The organism is Streptomyces sp. NPDC048353, assembly GCF_055587165.1.
Genome location: NZ_JBVJGU010000009.1, coordinates 109,246 through 125,173 on the forward strand (window position 1 = coordinate 109,246; position 15,928 = coordinate 125,173).

Sequence of the window (15,928 nt, forward strand, 5' to 3'; positions counted from 1 at the left end):
GCCTGGCCCGCGGGCGTCCCCGCCGGCCGGTCGGCCCGGCCGGTCACCGTCACGTGACGTCTGCGGTCTGCGTCCACGTGGTCATCCTCGCAGACGGCTCCCCGGCCGCGACCCGGAAGCCACGCGCCCCCGCCACCGCGCGCCCGCAGTCCCCTCCGACGCTGCTGTTCGCGTCAACATCCGGCTGATTCCCTTCGAAAACCTTCGTACGGCAAGGGTGTTGCAAGGCTCCGCTCACGTGCGCGCATTACTCTTCATTGACTCATCCTTGAGCTTGCCTTGGTGAATTCCGTCGAGGGCGTGACCGGAGGGAGGGGCCGTCACCATGCCGTCCGTCCGCGCGTCCGCGGCCCGCCTGATCCTCCTCCTCGTCCTCGCCCTCACCTGCGGCACCAGCGTCCCGCCCGGCCCCGCCGGGTCCGCGCCCCGGCTCCAGCAGCTCTCCGTACGACAGGCCGCGCCGCCCCCGGCCTACGAGTCCGCGCATGCCGGGGGCGGCGAAGCGGAGGCTCCCGCCGGATCCTCCGTCCTCCACCGCGACCGGCGGCGGACCGTGACCGCGCCCGCCGGGCCTTCCGGCCCGCCGCCGCTCGTCACCCGCGCCGCCCCGCTCACGGACCCGCCGGCCGGCCGTGGCGGCGGCCCGGACCCCCGGCGCAGACCCCTCGCCGCCCCTGACGTCTCCACCCTCCAGGTGTTCCTCTGCTGACAGGCCGGCACCGCCTCGCGCCGACCTGTCAGCCCGACGCGCCCTCGTGGCGCGCCAGGAGGAAACATTCATGCAGCCCCTCATCGACAACGCCCGCCGGTTCGGACAGCGCCCTGAGGAGTTCGCCCGGTACGCCGCGGGCCAGTCCCCCGACGTCCTGTTCGTCACCTGCTCCGACTCCCGGGTGGTCCCCGCCCTGATCACCGGCGCCCGGCCCGGCCAGCTCTTCGAGCTCCGCACGGCGGGCGGCATCGTGCCCCCGTACGGCCCCGGCACCCCCAGCGGGGAGGCCGCCACGATCGAGTTCGCGGTCGAGGTCCTCGGCGTCGAGGACGTCGTCGTCTGCGGTCACTCCCACTGCGGCGCCGTGGGCGCCCTCGTCCGCGGCGACGACTTGAGCGCCGTGCCCGCCGTACGGGACTGGCTCGCCCACGCCGCCCCGGGCGGCGTCCCGGGGCGCGCCGACGACCCGGCCGTCGCCGACGCCGTCCACGGCCACGTCCTCTCCCAACTGCTCCGCCTGCGCTCCTATCCCTGTGTCGCACGGAGGCTGGCGGACGGCCGGCTCCGTCTGCGCGGCTGGTACTACGAGGTGCACACCGGTGCCGTCCTGGAGTACCGCTCCGGAGCCGACGCCTTCGAGGCGCTGTGAGCGGGGGCGTCCGGATGCCTCGGTCCTTCGCCTTCTCGCGGCAGGACGTCGCCGCCTCGCTCGTCGTCTTCCTCGTCGCCCTTCCGCTCTGCCTCGGCGTCGCCGTCGCCTCGGGCGTCCCCGCCGAACTGGGCCTCATCACCGGCATCGTCGGCGGGATCGTCACCGGCCTGATGCGGGGCAGCAGCCTCCAGGTCTCCGGTCCGGCCGCCGGTCTCACCGTGCTCGTCCTGGAGGCGGTCCGGGCCTTCGGCCTCGCCGCGCTCGGAGTCATCGTGCTGTCGGCGGGCGTCCTGCAGATCGCCATGGGCCTCCTCCGGTGGGGCCGCTGGTTCCGTGCGATCTCGCTCTCGGTCGTCGAGGGCATGCTCGCGGGCATCGGGCTGGTCATCATCGCCGGGCAGCTCTACGCCGCGGCGGGGATTCCCGCACCGGACTCCGGCCTCGACAAGCTCACCGGCCTGCCGGGCGCGCTGGTCGAGGCCCTGGGCAGCGGGACGGCCCTCGTGTCGCTCGCCCTCGGGGCCGGCACCGTCCTCGTCGTCGTCGGCTGGCGGTGGATGCCCCGCAGGGCCCGGGCGGTGCCCGGCGCCCTGGTGGCGGTCCTTCTGGCCGCCCTCGCGACCGCCGCGCTCGGCCTCCCGGTGGAGACCGTACGCGTGAGCGGCGTGCTGGAGGCCGTCCGCCTGCCGGGCTCCGAAGCCCTCTCCTCCCTCGCCGAGCCGGCCCTCCTCGGTACCGTCCTCGCGTTCGCCCTGATCGCCTCCGCCGAATCGCTGTTCAGCGCGGCGGCGGTCGACCGGCTGCACTCGGGACCGCGCACGGACTACGACAGGGAACTCGTCGCCCAGGGCGCGGGCAACACGCTGTGCGGCCTGCTCGGCGCCCTGCCGCTCACCGCGGTCATCGTGCGCAGTTCGGCCAACGTCGAGGCGGGCGCCCGGACGAAGGCGTCCCGGGTTCTCCACGGCGTCTGGCTGCTGCTCTTCGTCGCCCTGCTGCCCGCCGTACTCGCGTACATCCCGCTGGCGGCGCTGGCCGGGATCCTGGTGCACGCCGGATGGAAGCTCATCCCGTTCAAGGGTGTCCGGACGCTCTGGCGCCGGCACCGGGGCGAGGCGGTCGTCCTCGTGGCGACGGCGACGGCGATCGTCGCGGTCGGCATGTTCGAGGGTGTCCTGATCGGCCTCGTGCTGTCGGTGGCGAAGGCGGCCTGGGAGGCCTCGCACCTGCGGATCGAGCACAGCGACGACGGGAGCGACGCGGTCCGCGTACGGCTCCAGGGGACGGTCACGTTCCTGCGGCTGCCGCAGATACTCGACAGCCTGGAAGCCCTGCCCGGTGACCGCCGGGTGGTCCTGGACCTCTCCGGGGTCCACCATCTCGATCACGCCTGCCGGGCGGCGTTGGAGACATGGGCCGAACGGCACAGCGGCGCCGACCCCGACGCGGTCCGCGCCGACACGGCCCGGCACCCCCGCGAGGGCGCCACCGCTGGCTCGGCGACGACCCGACGCTGAGACCGCGGCCACCCGACGGACGGGGGCGACGCACGCCGCGTCGCCCCCGTTCGCCGTGCGGCGGCTGCCGCACGGCCCCGGTCGGCTTCGCCCGAGAGGGCATGCGGGAGTCGGAGAGGTGCCGGTCGAGGGCTCCGGCGGCGGGGCGCGGGCGCCGACGCGGGAGGCCGGTCAGGCCGGTGTCCCTGTTCGCGCGGTCTGGGGGTTACTTCTGAGTCACCGCAGGGATCGGGTAGCGTCCGGAGCTGCTGAATCCGCTTGTGTGTTCCCCCCACCTTGAGGACCTATGCCTGCCCGTCACGTCGCCGCCCGTCGCGCCCCTCTGCGGCGCCGTCCGTCCAGCGGAGCCGTACTCCGGCCCGCCCGGGTCCAGCAGGCCCGCATATCCGGCGGAGCGCTGCTCCCTTGAGATTCCGGATCAGACGCCCGGCCAGTACGCCCGCCGGCTCCTTCCCTCAGGACCCGTCCCTCGCCCCGGCCGTGGACACGGGCGAGCCGGAAGCGCCCGAGGCGCCCCTGTCGCCCCGCGAGATCGAGCTCATCCGCGCTTCCGCGTCGCTGGTCGAGCCGCTCGCCGCCGACATGACGGTCTATTTCTACGCGATCCTCTTCGCCCGGTATCCCGCAGTCCGGCCCCTGTTCCCGCCGGGAATGGACGTCCAGCGCGGCCGACTGCTGCGCGCCCTGCTCCGGATCGTCGACCTGGTCGACGATCCGGAGAACCTCGTCCGCTTCTGCGGACATCTCGGGCGGGATCACCGCAAGTTCGGCGCCCTCGAGGCGCACTTCCCCGCCGTCGGCGAGTGCCTCCTCGCCTCCCTGGCCCGCTACGCCGGTTCCGCCTGGACCGAGGAGATCGCCGCCGCCTGGACGAAGGCGTACCAGACGGTCGCCGAGGTGATGATCGGCGCCGCCGAGCAGGACGCGCGCGTACGGCCCGCCCTCTGGCCCGCGACCCTCGTGCACCGCGTCTCCCGGGCGCCGGGGATCGCCGAGCTCACCCTGCGCCCGCATCTGCCGTACGACTACGCCGCCGGTCAGTACGCCGCCATCGAGACCCCCTGGCACCCCCTCCTATGGCGTTCCTACTCCCCCGCCCACGCGCCGCGCGAGGACGGCACCCTGACCTTCCACGTACGGGCGGTGCCGGGTGGCGCGGTCAGCAACGCGCTGGTGCACCGCGCCGTGGTGGGTGACGTGGTCCGGCTGGGCGCCCCGATGGGTGACATGGTGCTGGACGCCGCCGTGCACGGCGATCTGCTCTGTGTGGCCGGCGGCACCGGATTCGCCCCCATCCGCGCGCTGGTCGAAGAGGTGGCGCGGCGCGGCGGCCGGCACCAGGTGAACCTCTTCATCGGGGCCCGCACCGGCGCCGAGCTGTACGGGGTGGACGACATGCTGCGCATGGCCCAGCGGCATCACTGGCTGACGGTCAGGGGCGCGGTCTCCGACGAGTACATCGCCGGGATCCGGGGCTCCCTGCCGGAGGTCCTGGCCGAGTACGGGCCGTGGTACCAGCACGACGTCTTCCTCAGCGGGCCGGCCGCGATGGTCGCGTCGGCCAAGGAGAGACTGGTGTACGACGGCACGCCGCCGGAGCGTATCCATCACGACCCCTTCGACACCCCGGTCCTGCACGCTTCCTGAGTCGGCGCCGGTGGAGGACACGGATCGCACCGTTCCGGGCCCGGTTCGTCGGAGGGCCGGACCCTCCGCACGGGGTCCGGCCCTGCGGCGAGCGCCGCGGGCGTCAGGTGCGGGCCGACAGGGGGCCGCACAGCTCGTTACCCGGCTCGGCCGGGTCGTCGCTGATCCAGAACTGGATCCACAGCTCGGTGAACCGGGGGCGGCCGAGGTAGCCGTCCCCGTCCTGGTCGAGGCGGTCGAAGACGTCGGCGACGTCGACGCTCTCGCCATGCCAGGTGTCGACCAACCGCTGGTGCTCGGCGGCGGAGATACGCCCGTCACCGTTCTCGTCGACGGCGTCGAACACGGTCTCGGCGGTCGCGGCGACGACCTCGCGCATCGCGGGCAGCCGGTCCACCATGGCGAGGATCTCGTCCAGGTCGACCTTGCCGTCCTTGTCCGTGTCCACGTGGGCCGCGAGGAGATCCCACCAGCCCAGCATGACCGTGTCCACGCGGTCGGCCAGTTCGGACCCCGGTCGGACGGCGGGCAGGCCTCTCCAGCGTTCCGCGAGTGCCTGGAAGTCGCGCTGGTCGAGGTAGCCGTTGCCGTCGGCGTCGAACGCGCGGAACATGTTCACCAGCTTGTCGCGCTGGAACTCACTGGCCACGGGCGGCCTTTCGGTCGGGGTCGTTCCCGGCGATCCTGCCCACGGCGCCCCCCGCCCGAACGGCGCCCAGGCGCACGCCGAGGCGCGCGCCGCACCTCCACGCGCACCCCCGGCGACCGCACAGGCCCGGCCGGCTGTCAGGCCGCCACGAGTTCCTCGGCGATGAACTTCTCCACGAACTCCCCGGCACGCCGGTCGAGGTCGGTGTACTGGGCCTCTCGCTCGGCGCCCGAGACCGCTTCTCCGACCAGGAGGTTGCCGTCGGCGTCGACGAGCTGCGGGCGCTCCTCCGCGTCGGTGAGCAGGCCGACGGTGGAACGGGAGAAGCCGCAGTAGTAGGCGATGCCTTCGCTCAGATTGGTTTCGAGGACGGCTTGCATCCCCGCCACGATGGGGTCGTCGCCGGTGGCGCCGGCCAGGCCCAGCCACAGGATGCGCTTGCCGGCGAGGCGGGGCTTGCTGCGGCCGTAGGCGAACCCGTAGTTCCACACGCGGTCGATCCAGCCCTTGAGGATGGCCGGCACGCTCTGCCAGTACACCGGGAAGACGGCGACGACGACATCGGCGTCGAGGATGCGCCGCATATGGGCGTGCGCTTCGTCCGAGTACGGCTTCTCCCTGTTGCCCCAGTCCGGCTGGTCGGACGTGTTCATCCGCGGGTCGAACCCTTCGGCGTGCAGGTCGAGCGTGTCGATGCGGTATCCGGCGGCTTCGAGCCGGGCGGCGGCACGGCGGGCCGTGTGAGCGGTGAGGGAATCGGAGCGGTGGTGCGCAATGACCACAAGGGCTGTCCTGGCACGGCTGTCGTGCTGCGTCACGGTCTCTCCCGGCTGGTGTCGGTCGGTTCGATGGATCCAGTACAACCGCCGTGACGTAGATGATCCATGGGAGAAGCGCTCCGGAACATAGGAGATCGTCTACGCTGGGTGCCGTGGATCCTTTGAGTTCGTTACTGAGCGGCATCCGGGCAGAGGGCTCGGTCGTCAGCCACGCCGTACTGACGGCGCCCTGGACCATCCGTTTCGCCGACGGCGCACCGCTCACCATGATCAGCGTGCTGCGCGGCGGGGGCACCCTGATGCTGCCCGACGGCACCGAGCGAGCGGTCGGCGCGGGCGATACGGCCATCGTGAACGGCCCCGCGCCGTTCCACCTCGCGGACCGGCCCGGCAGTGTCCACGGCTCCCATGTCCCGTACGAGATCGCCTGCTTCGCCACCGACGCCGACTGCGCCGCCCAAGAACTGGGCGGTATCCGATGGGGCACCGACTCGGAGGAGGCGACCGCGCTGATCGTGGGTGCCTACCGCGCTTCCGGGCACCGTCACGAGGGGCTCCTGCGTGCCCTGCCGCCCGTCCTGGTGGTCAAGGAGGACGTCGAGGTGTGCGCCTGGCTGGAGACGGCCGCCGCCGACGCCGCCCAACTCTCGGCCGGTTCGCAGGCGCTGATGGACCGGCTTCTCGACTGGGCCCTGGTGTGCACGTTGCGCACCTGGTTCGACCAGGCCGGCGCCGACGCGCCCAGCTGGTACCGGGGCCTCGCCGACCCCGTCCTCGCCCCCGCCCTGCAGGCCTTTCACGACCGGCCCGCCGAGGCGTGGACGGTGGCGTCCCTGGCCACTCGGGCCGGTGTCTCCCGGGCGCTGTTCGCCAGGCGCTTCACCCAGCTGATGGGCCGCCCGCCCCTCGCCTACCTCACCGAGTGCCGCATGGACGAGGCCCAGGCGCTTCTGGCCGACACCGATCTCAGCATCGCCCAGATCGGACGGTCGGTGGGCTACGCCGACGCTTTCGGCTTCAGCGCCGCGTTCAAACGCCACAAGGGCCGAAGTCCCAGCGCCTTTCGCACCGCGGTGGCCTGAACGCCGCCCTGGACGATCGCGGGATCCACATCCGCGGCCCAAGGGCGTCCGCCGGGGCGGACGCCTGCCGGCGGCCGTCGGCTTGCTGTGAGATGACGTACAGCGTGGGCGCCCGGCGGCGGCCCTGTCATCATCCACGGCAGCGCCGCGCCCGCACGGGCCGTTCACCCCGATGGCAGGCGTCGCCCTCCGCTGTCCGTGACCGCCCCCGCGCATGATCGTTACCGCTGTGGCAGGGCGTGAGGGCTGCGGCATCCTCACTCCTCGATTCCCGGACGCGCGGACGGAGTCCGAGCGCGACGAGAGGAATGACGCGTGGGTGGCTGGATCAGTGTGGGCCTGGGGGCAGCGGCGGCCCTGTGCCCGCTGCCGCAGCACGGGGACGTCGCCGTGCTCATGGACCACACCCCCACGAGCCCGCGCCTGACCGTGTGCGCCCCGGACGTGTGGGTCGACATGGGCTACGGCGATCAGGCGCCCGCCGCCGCACCTTCCCCGTGCACCTCACCGTCCCCGCCGACGCCGGTGCCGTCTCCACCGCCCCCGTCCCCCTCGGCTTCCCCGGCCCCCGAGCCGTCGCCGGCGGCGGTTCCGCCGCACGCGGCCGAGGCCGCCGCCCCACGGCAGGTGGCCCCCCTCCCCGCCGTACCGGCGAACCCCGCTCCCGCTCCGACGCCGCCACCACCGGCGAGCCCGGTGCCGCGTACGCCCGCGGCCGCGCCCTCGTCTCCGCCCGCACAAGCGCCCGCAGCGTTCCGGTGGGTGGCACGCGACCACTACAGCGGCGGTCCGTCGCGTCCGGCTCCGGCCGGGATCCCGATGACCATGTCCACGGTCGTGATCACCCTCCCGGCCGTGCTGGCCGCGGCCGCCCTGCGGCCGGGCTCCCGTCGCCGGGGCCGTGGCTGACCTTCGTCCTCCCGGTGGGCCGGCGCGTCCGCGTCCGGCCCGCCCCGTCCTTCCCCGTCTCGTTCACCTCGCATCGCCTGTCCTGGAGTTGTGCAATGCCGGAATGGCTCGTCTACACCCTGGCCTCGGTCATGGTCTGCGTTCTCGTCGTCACGGCGACCGTCGTGCGGCACCGCCGCGTCGACGTCGACGAGGACACCTCCCAGACTCCGGACGTGCTGGAGTACATGGTCATGATGGTCGGCGTCGTCTACGCCATCGTGCTCGGCCTCGCCATCGCCGGAGTGTGGGAGGCCCGTAGCGCGGCAGAGGACACGGTCCAGCGCGAGGCCCAGGCCCTGTACGAGATCGACCAGCGCCTGGACGTCTACCCGGCCGCCTTCCGGACGCAGATCAAGGAGCACATCGACGCCTACGCCCGGCACGCCGTCACCGCCGAGTGGCCCGCCCTGAAGGACGGCGCGCCCGTCGACGGCACCGGCGCCGAGCTGCTGGGCCGCATCCGGAGCGACATCGCTCACCGCACTCCCTCCGACGAACTGCAGGCGCAGGCCTACCAGCCCCTGCTGGACCAGGTGGCGGCCGCGGACGACGCCCGTCACCAGCGCCTGGACACGTCCGGCACCACGCTGCCCGCCGCACTCTGGTTCGGTCTCGTCGCGGGCGCCCTGGTGACCCTCGGCCTGCTGTACACCCTGCAGATCCGCCGCTCCGCGCGGGAGTTGCTGCTCGCCACCACCTTCAGCGCACTCGTGGTCTTCCTGCTCTTCCTCGTCTGGAGCTTCGACGCCCCCCTCGGCCACTCCGGGACGGACTCCGCCCAGCCCCTGAGCGACCTGATCACCACCGCGGTCTGATCACGCGGCCCGCTGGGCCTACCGCTGCTGCTCCGCGTCCCTGGCCTGCCGGGCGATGTCCTCCAGGACGGCCTTCGGGTCGGCGGAGGGTGCCACGGCCTTGCCGATGTTCCGCTTGATGGTGTTGCTGACCTGGAGCCAGGAGGGTTCGTTGACGGGGTAGAGCTCGGCGCCGCGCAGTGCGTTCAGGAACTGCGCGCCGCTGGGGTCCGCCGCCGCGTCCTTGGACGACTGGGTCGCGGACACCGTGGAGGGCAGCAGGTGGTAGCGGCCGGCGAACTCGTTGAGGTTCTTGTCCTCGTAGACGAATTCCAGGAACGAGCCGACCAGTTCACGATTGCCGTCGTGCTTGAAGGCCATCATCCAGTCGGCGACGCCGGCCGACGGCAAGGTCTGGCCGACTCTCAGCGTGTCCGACACCGGCATGCTCAGGGTGCCGACCTTCAGGCCCTTCGCCCTCGCCTCGTGGAGGAGCGAGGGGTAGCCGTTGAGCATGCCGACATCGCCGCGCAGGAACGCCGCGAAGGCGTCCTGCCGGTTGAGCTCGGCCGGTGCGATCGGGCCGGTCAGGCCGGGTGACACCAGGTTGTCCTTGATCCAGCGGAAGGTCTGGGTGTTCTGCTCGGAGGCGATGGCGTAGCCGCCGGTGTTGCCGGAGTACCCTCCTCCGTTGCTCAGTTCCCATATCAGCGCCTCGGCGTGCGCCTCCTCGGGACCGAGCGGCAGGGCGTACGGATAGAGCACGCCCTCCTCTTTCAGCGCCTCGGCCGCGTCCTTCAGGTCGGACCAGGTCTTCGGCGGCTTCGCTCCGGCCTGGTCGAACAGCTCCTCGTTGTAGAAGAGGAGACGGCTGCTGGCCACGAAGGGCAGGCCGTAGAGGGTGTTGTCCACCGAACCCGCCTCGGCGAGCGGCCGCAGGAAGTTCGCCTCCGCCCTGATCGACAGCAGGTCGCTGGCGGCGTAGAGGCGGCCCTGCGCGGCGAAGTCGGAGTAGGCGCCCATCAGCGCCACGTCCGGGGCGTTGCCCTCGTCGACCATGCGGGTGACCTCGCGGTCGACGTCCGCCCAGGGGTAGAGGGTCACCTCGACCTTCTTGCCGGGGTGGGCGGCGGAGAAGGTGGTGGCCAGTTTGTCCCAGTACGCCTGGGAGCTGGTGGCCGGGCTGGTGCCGTACTCGGCGGCCACCAGGCGCAGAGTCGTCCCGTCGTGGCGGTCGGACGAACCGCAGGCGGTGAGGAGGGGGCCTAGGAGTCCGAGTGCAGCCACGGAGGCGGTGGCGCCGGAGAGTCTTGGTCGCACGGATCGTTCCTCTTGCTCTTTCTGGACAGTGCGTCCGGAATCCTCTCCCGGCTGGGGCCGAAATGCGCCCCCTGCTCGGAGGTTGTGGCCCTTGCTCCAATCGCGGCGGTTGCGAGTGGTGTCTTCCGATATGCCGTCGGCGGTTCCGAGGGGCGTAAAACCTTCCGGAGTGGCCGGTACCGCTCCCGGATGGAGCATTGACGCCTCACCCGGAAGCGGCGTCGGACCTCGGGTACCGGGGGCGGTGGCAGGGGCCGCTACGGGCGTGTCGTTCCTCGTCCCACCACCACCGCCCCCGCACGTCGGTCCGTTCCGCTCAGGCGTGGGCGGAGGGGGCCGCAAGCGTGGCGAGGTCGGCCAGGGTGCGGGCCGCAGGCGCGGGGTCGACGAGCCACTTCAGGTGGCTGCCCTCCAGGGTGCGGACGTCGTACGGGTTGTCGGGCGTCAGCTCGTCGCCCTCGCGGATGAGGCGGTCCTGAAGGGCGAGGGGCAGGCTCCTGTCGTCGGTCAGGCGGATGTACGTCTTGGGGATGCGGCCCCAGGTCGCCGCCTGCGCCCGGTCGGCGGAGCCGCCGGCGTCGAGGTTCTCGTCGGGCTGGAAGGTGTTCAGGAAGGTGAGGAACTGCTCGTCGGTGCCGTCGGCGAAGAAGGCCTCCTTGAAGGCCGCGAGCGCGTCCGGGTTCGCCGTGCGGAAGTTGACCCGGAGCAGGCCGAGGTCGGCGGGGTTCCCGGCCAGCGCCGAGGCGAAGGCGGCGGGGTCGACCGCGGCCATCTCCGGCTCGGCGTAGTAGGCGCCGATGTCGAGAAGGACCGGGCACCAGGCGGAGACGTAGACGATGCGGTCGATCAGGTCCGGGCGGGCGTTGGCCGCGGCGGTGGCCGTGGCGCCGCCGCGGCTGTGGGAGACGAGGATGACGGGGCCGTTCCGCTTGGCCCGCTCCAGGATCCCGATCAGGTGCGCGGCGTTGTCGGCGAGCGTGACGCCTTTGATCGCACCGGGCGCGGTGGCGAGCCCTTCGGGGTCCTGGGGCGTCTGGTAGGCGCGGGTGAAGGTCGCCTGGAAGCCGTGGCCGGGCAGGTCGACGGCGATCGAGCGGTGCCCGAGGAGGCCCAGTTCGGCCTGGAGGGGAGCGAAGGAGAAGGAGTTCGCGAAGGCTCCGTGGACCAGTACGAACGTCGGCTGCTTCTGTGTACTCACGTGTACTCACTTTCCGGCCGCCGCGGTTCGGCGCCGGCCAGGGCGGGCGCCGGGGTGGGCGAGCCTACTCCGGGGGACATCCGTGTGGTGTCCGGGATTCAGGGGGTGGGGAGGAAGATCATCCGTGCCGGTGCGGGGGTCCCCCGCCCGCGGTCACTCGGATGTCCGGCGCAGGACGAGGCAGAGGAAGCCGAAGCTGTCCCGGTACCCGTGCAGCCACTGCGAGCGCTGGGCGGTGGCCGTCTCCAGGGCCTGCGCGGCGCCCGGATGGGCGGGGTGGTCCAGAGCCCACAAGGCCAGCGAGCCCCAGCAGGCCCACTCGTAGGCGTCCAGCTCGCCGCGGGTGCTGACGTGCCCGTGGACCGGGGTCCAGCCGTCGGCGACGACACTGTCCACGGTGGTCGCCAGATCGGCGAGGTCACCGAACATCTCGACGGCCGCCGGCGACGGGGCGCTGTCCCAGAAGGACTCGCCGATCAGTACGCGCCCTCCGGGAGCCAGGTGCTCGCGGGCCGCCGCGAGCGTCGGCAGCAGGCCGCCGAAGGCGTGCGTGGCACCGACGCTGACCACCAGGTCGAACGGCTGGGTCGAGACGTAGTCCGCCGCCTCCTGCCGGTGGAGGACCAGACGCTCGTCGACTCCCCGTTCGCCCGCTGCCCTGCGGGCCCGCGCCAGAGAGACCTGGGAGACGTCGACGCCCTCGGCGTACAGGCTCGGGCGCGCCGTCAGGGCGCGCAGGAGCCACTCCGCCGTACCGCATCCGAGGTCGAGCACGCGCTCGTCGCCGCGCGGGAGGCCGTGTCCGAGCAGCTGGTCGACCGAGTCGTCGTCGAGCGGGGCTTTGATGGGGTGGTCTGCGTGGGCGATCATGGAGATCTCCTCGCGGCTCATCGGCGCGGTGTGCCCCACGTCGAGGAGCAGCCGCGCGGCCACCGCCGCCCCGTCGGTGCGGATCGTGCCGGCGACGGCCTTCGCCCGCGCTTCCGTCTCGGGGGTCAGGGCCGTCCTGAGCGCGGCCGACAGGGATGCGAAGGTCGGGGTCGGCCCGTCGTGTGCCGCGCCGATGCCCAGGTCGGCGACGCGGGCGGCCCAGTGCGGCTGGTCCACGAACTGGGGTACCACCACCTGGGGCGCGCCGGCCCGGGCGGCGGTGGTCGTGGTGCCCGCGCCGCCGTGGTGGACGACGGCCGCCACCCGGCGGAAGAGGGCCTGGTGACTGACGTCGCCGACGGCGAAGCAGTCGTCCGCGTCGTCCACCGGGCCCAGGTCCGCCCAGCCCCGGGAGACGAGTACGCGGCGGCCCTGCGCGCGGGCGGCCTCGACGGCCGTCCGGGCGATGTCGGTGGCCGTGCTCATCGGCATGCTGCCGAAGCCGACGTACACCGGTGGGGTGCCGGCGTCCAGGAAGGCCTCCAGATCGGCGGGCAGGGGGCGTTCGTCGGGCAGGATCCACGCGCCGGTCTGCACGAGGTCGAGGTCGGTCAGGTCCTGCCACGGGCCCAGTACCGGGTCCACCGCAAGCCACGGACGGTCGGTCAGGACGTGGTCGCGGACGTTGTCCACCGGTGCGAGACCGATCGCCTCGCGGTGGGCGTTGAGGGGCTGGAGGTAGAGGGCGTTGACCTTTTGGGCGTCCAGGTCCCACAGGGCCTGGTGATCGGTCATGTCCGGCGGAGGCGGCGGGCCGGGCCGCGCCGACGGCAGGTAGTGCGCGGAGGGCATCTCGAAGGGGTGGAAGGCCGCGTAGACGTAGCGGATGCCCAGCTTCTCGGCCACCGAGCGGGCGCCGGCCGGCATCAGGCCGCTCGCGACCAGCACGTCGCAGTCCTCGGCCGCCTTGCCGACCGTCTCGAAGTGAGCGGCGACGAGCTCGGCCGCGAACGCGCCCGCGTCCGACGGCGGCGCTCCCGTCCGCAGCGCGCGTACGTCCCGCCCGAAGGGCACCATTTCCGCGCCGACACCGGCGAGCAGTTCCGCGAACTCCTCGTCCGGCGGTGCGCACACGCGCACCTCCGCCCCGAGTCTCCGCAACTGCGCCGCCACTCCCGCCAGCGGCGCGATGTCACCGCGGGATCCGTACGCCATCAACAGCACACGCATGTCGTGTTCTTCTCGTTCCTGTGCATGCCGGACGGGCCGGCGGCGGTACGGCAGGATCCGGTCGTCCGGGTCCTGCCTCGGGCAACCCGGGGGGCGGGGGCGTCCGGGCGGTGGTGTGGGGTGGGATCAGCGGGCCCAGGGCAGTTCGCGGGTCCCTTCGGTCCCGGGCACGGAGGCGCGCCCGTCGCAGCACATGGCGACGTGGGCCTCGGTCCGCTCCGGAGCGTGGATCCGGCGCAGGTGGCCGGCGGACAGGATGAAGCTCTGCCCGGCCTGGACCTTGTGGGTGTGGCCCTCGCAGGTCACTTCGAGGGCCCCCTCGGTGACCGTCCAGACCTGCTCACGGGTCACGGAGTGCTCGGGGCCGGTCGCACCGGCGTCCATGCCGACCGTCCAGGTGCTGAGTTCGGTGCTGCCGCGGCTGGGAGCGGCCAGGCCGGTCATGGTGGCGTTCGGGGAGACGGTGACGTTGTCGTCCGACGGAGTGATGATGTGCATGCGGGGTGCTCCTCGATTGCGTGCGGGGCGGGAGGAAGGTGGCCTGCGGGTGGGGCGGGTCAGGTCGCGGGCACGTCGAGCTGGAATTCGCGGGTGCGCCGGTAGGAGCGGAATCCCAGTCGGTGGTTGACGGCCAGCATGTGGGCGTTGTCGTCGGCGTTGTCCGTCTCGATCTCGACGACGTCGGGGTACTCGGCGCGCAGGCGCCGCACCATGGCTGTCTTGACCCATACGCCGAGGCCGTGGCCGCGGTGCGCGGGCACGACGGCCGTGTCGTACTGCTGGGCGCGCGGCCCGGAGCCCTGCGGGAGCAGGATCTCGGTGTAGCCGGCCATCGTGCCGTCGTCGTGGACCGCCGCGATGGTCAGCAGGGCGTCGCCGCGGTCGGCGATCACCTGGGCCATGGCGCGGACGCGGTCGGCGTCCCACGCCACGTTGCCGTAGTCCAGGTCTCCGACGGGCATGTCGTTCATCGCGTTCTTGGCCGCGGCGAAGGCGTCGGCGAGTTCGTCGGGGACCGCGCCGGTCCAGCCGGTCAGCCGGTAGCCGGGGTGCTCGGCCTCGGCGGTCCGTTGCAGGTCGGCCTCGGGCAGTTCGTCGAGGCGCAGCAGGAGGTGGTCGAGGGTGAGTGCCGGGCGGAAGCCCCGCCGTACGCCGAAGGCCTCGCCCGGGCCGTCGGCCGGGGCTGCCGCGATGAGGCTGCGCCGGTTCTCGGTGCGGCAGGCTTCCACGGCGACGGCCAGCAGGAGCGATCCGGTGCCCAGGCGCCGGTGTGCGGGGTCGACGTGCAGTTCCAGTTCGGACAGGTGCTCCTGACCCGGGGACGTGAACACCCGCAGGCCGGCGACGCCGACGGGGACGCCGTCCGCGCCGGTGGCCAGCCAGCTCAGCCGGCGGCTGCTCAGGGCGGGCTGGGTGAGCTGGGCGTGGATCTGTCCGGGGTCGGGGGCCGGTACTCCGGGCAGGTCGTGGGCCATCGAGGCCGCGACGACCCGATGCCACGCGGCGGCCTCGTCGGCCGAGACGCGCGGGAGCGGAAGGACACGTACAGATGAGGACAAGGCGATGTCTTTCGTGGTCGGGTCGGGTCAGATCGGGTCGTGTCAGGCCGGTCGGTGGTACGCGGGAGTGCCGCGCGGGTGGGTCCGCTTCGGCGGACGGGCCGTCGCGTCGGCGGCGGCGCACGGGGCGGCGGGGCGCCCGGCGCGGTGGGTCATGGGTGGTGTCAGGCCGCGGGGACCGGACTCCAGCGGTCGAGAAGGGCGTACGCCGGGATCCATCGGGCGGTGCAGGCGGCGTACACGGGTGCGGGCAGTCGGGAGAGGAGCCGCCGCGTGGTGGGTTCGTCGGCCCCGTCCAGCAGCCAGGGCAGCAGCAGGGGCGCGTCGCGGTCGATGTGGTGGGCGTGGACCCGGGTGAAGTGGCTCCACTGCTCGTAGGTGAGCGCTTGCCGGATCAACGGGAGCGCCGCCTCCTCCTCGTGCCGGAGGTGTCCGGCGAGGCCGCGGGTCAGTGCGTCGGTGAGCTGACTTACGTCCGTCCCCGAGTCGGCCCAGGGGTCGGTCAGCGCGTCGTCGACGGCCCTGATCACCGTGGCGAGGGCGGCGTGTTCGACCTCCATCACCTCCAGGAGCGCCAGGTCCCTCGGCCGGCCGGCCAGGTTCCGCCGCAGCGGCGGCCACAGAGCCGCGTCCTCGGCCGCGTGGTGGGCGCGGAGGGCCTTCTTGAACAGCGACCATCCGGCGGCGCCGGCCAGTACCTGGCGCGCGTCACGGTCCGCGGCGGTGGTGACCCGGTCCAGATGGACCAGTTCCCGGCGCAGGGCGTCATGCATCGCGTACATCACGGTCAGGTCGAAGGCGTGGCTCATGGGCGGTGCGGGGGCGTTCCGGTGCGCTCGGCGGCCGCGGCGTCGACGTGGCCGGATCCGAGCCCCACCGCTGACGGGACGACGGCGTCGGCCGGACACTTCGTCTCGGCCGGCCGTACGAACGGGGGGTTGTGCGCGCGTGACTGCATGCCTCTCACG

Annotated in this window: 16 protein-coding genes and 1 pseudogene; 7 read left to right on the forward strand and 10 right to left on the reverse strand. The window is 72.9% G+C overall.

Annotation, left to right across the window (positions count from 1 at the left end; all coding sequences use genetic code 11):
- Nucleotides 1-325: 325 nt before the first annotated feature.
- From ACZ6RC_RS28350 to ACZ6RC_RS28365, 4 genes are all read left to right on the forward strand, one after another.
- A complete protein-coding gene (locus tag ACZ6RC_RS28350) occupies nucleotides 326-709 on the forward strand; it encodes a hypothetical protein (RefSeq protein WP_469588395.1) in 384 nt (127 codons plus the stop codon).
- 70 nt (nucleotides 710-779) lie between these two features.
- On the forward strand, nucleotides 780-1,361 hold the full coding sequence (locus tag ACZ6RC_RS28355; protein ID WP_469588398.1) for a carbonic anhydrase: 582 nt from the start codon (nucleotides 780-782) through the stop codon (nucleotides 1,359-1,361).
- 14 nt (nucleotides 1,362-1,375) lie between these two features.
- Nucleotides 1,376-2,881, forward strand: coding sequence for a SulP family inorganic anion transporter (locus ACZ6RC_RS28360; RefSeq protein ID WP_469588401.1), 1,506 nt, complete (start codon nucleotides 1,376-1,378; stop codon nucleotides 2,879-2,881).
- Between the two features lie 405 nt (nucleotides 2,882-3,286).
- Nucleotides 3,287-4,528, forward strand: a complete 1,242-nt coding sequence (locus ACZ6RC_RS28365) for a globin domain-containing protein (RefSeq protein WP_469588404.1) — start codon at nucleotides 3,287-3,289, stop codon at nucleotides 4,526-4,528.
- Between the two features lie 103 nt (nucleotides 4,529-4,631).
- Here the strand turns inward: ACZ6RC_RS28365 and ACZ6RC_RS28370 are convergent, their stop codons facing one another.
- Both ACZ6RC_RS28370 and ACZ6RC_RS28375 read right to left on the reverse strand, forming a co-directional pair.
- Nucleotides 4,632-5,177 (reverse strand): EF-hand domain-containing protein, encoded by a 546-nt coding sequence (locus ACZ6RC_RS28370; RefSeq protein ID WP_391136151.1) that lies wholly within the window; start codon nucleotides 5,175-5,177, stop codon nucleotides 4,632-4,634.
- A gap of 137 nt (nucleotides 5,178-5,314) precedes the next feature.
- Nucleotides 5,315-5,995, reverse strand: a complete 681-nt coding sequence (locus ACZ6RC_RS28375) for an NAD(P)H oxidoreductase (RefSeq protein WP_469588407.1) — start codon at nucleotides 5,993-5,995, stop codon at nucleotides 5,315-5,317.
- 113 nt (nucleotides 5,996-6,108) lie between these two features.
- Between ACZ6RC_RS28375 and ACZ6RC_RS28380 the strand changes: the two genes are divergently transcribed.
- The 3 genes from ACZ6RC_RS28380 (at nucleotide 6,109) to ACZ6RC_RS28390 (ending at nucleotide 8,804) form a co-directional block, all read left to right on the forward strand.
- Complete coding sequence (locus tag ACZ6RC_RS28380) at nucleotides 6,109-7,038, forward strand: AraC family transcriptional regulator (RefSeq protein WP_469588410.1); 930 nt, start codon at nucleotides 6,109-6,111, stop codon at nucleotides 7,036-7,038.
- Nucleotides 7,039-7,800: 762 nt separating this feature from the next.
- On the forward strand, nucleotides 7,801-7,947 hold the full coding sequence (locus ACZ6RC_RS28385; RefSeq protein ID WP_469588413.1) for a hypothetical protein: 147 nt from the start codon (nucleotides 7,801-7,803) through the stop codon (nucleotides 7,945-7,947).
- 95 nt (nucleotides 7,948-8,042) lie between these two features.
- Nucleotides 8,043-8,804 carry a bestrophin-like domain gene (locus ACZ6RC_RS28390; RefSeq protein WP_469588415.1) on the forward strand — a complete coding sequence of 254 codons (762 nt, stop codon included), beginning with the start codon at nucleotides 8,043-8,045 and terminating at the stop codon, nucleotides 8,802-8,804.
- Between the two features lie 18 nt (nucleotides 8,805-8,822).
- On the opposite strand, the gene ACZ6RC_RS28395 is transcribed toward ACZ6RC_RS28390, so the two are convergent.
- The 8 genes and pseudogenes from ACZ6RC_RS28395 to ACZ6RC_RS28430 all read right to left on the reverse strand — a co-directional run bounded on the left by ACZ6RC_RS28395 (nucleotide 8,823) and on the right by ACZ6RC_RS28430 (nucleotide 15,918).
- Nucleotides 8,823-10,103, reverse strand: a complete 1,281-nt coding sequence (locus ACZ6RC_RS28395; RefSeq protein WP_469588418.1) for an extracellular solute-binding protein — start codon at nucleotides 10,101-10,103, stop codon at nucleotides 8,823-8,825.
- Between the two features lie 316 nt (nucleotides 10,104-10,419).
- The gene (locus ACZ6RC_RS28400) at nucleotides 10,420-11,301 is read right to left on the reverse strand and encodes an alpha/beta fold hydrolase (protein WP_469588420.1); all 882 of its coding nucleotides are present in this window, start codon (nucleotides 11,299-11,301) and stop codon (nucleotides 10,420-10,422) included.
- Between the two features lie 153 nt (nucleotides 11,302-11,454).
- On the reverse strand, nucleotides 11,455-12,192 hold the full coding sequence (locus ACZ6RC_RS28405) for an SAM-dependent methyltransferase (protein WP_391138479.1): 738 nt from the start codon (nucleotides 12,190-12,192) through the stop codon (nucleotides 11,455-11,457).
- A gap of 18 nt (nucleotides 12,193-12,210) precedes the next feature.
- Nucleotides 12,211-13,401: pseudogene (locus tag ACZ6RC_RS28410) on the reverse strand (glycosyltransferase); the annotation flags it as partial.
- 126 nt (nucleotides 13,402-13,527) lie between these two features.
- The gene (locus tag ACZ6RC_RS28415; protein WP_391136169.1) at nucleotides 13,528-13,899 is read right to left on the reverse strand and encodes a cupin domain-containing protein; all 372 of its coding nucleotides are present in this window, start codon (nucleotides 13,897-13,899) and stop codon (nucleotides 13,528-13,530) included.
- Nucleotides 13,900-13,958: 59 nt separating this feature from the next.
- On the reverse strand, nucleotides 13,959-14,960 hold the full coding sequence (locus ACZ6RC_RS28420; protein ID WP_469588424.1) for a GNAT family N-acetyltransferase: 1,002 nt from the start codon (nucleotides 14,958-14,960) through the stop codon (nucleotides 13,959-13,961).
- A 164-nt stretch (nucleotides 14,961-15,124) separates the two neighbouring features.
- Nucleotides 15,125-15,769 carry a hemerythrin domain-containing protein gene (locus tag ACZ6RC_RS28425; RefSeq protein WP_391136175.1) on the reverse strand — a complete coding sequence of 215 codons (645 nt, stop codon included), beginning with the start codon at nucleotides 15,767-15,769 and terminating at the stop codon, nucleotides 15,125-15,127.
- Nucleotides 15,766-15,918 (reverse strand): hypothetical protein, encoded by a 153-nt coding sequence (locus tag ACZ6RC_RS28430; RefSeq protein ID WP_391136178.1) that lies wholly within the window; start codon nucleotides 15,916-15,918, stop codon nucleotides 15,766-15,768. The genes ACZ6RC_RS28425 and ACZ6RC_RS28430 overlap by 4 nt, the downstream gene beginning before the upstream one ends.
- Nucleotides 15,919-15,928: the final 10 nt, after the last annotated feature.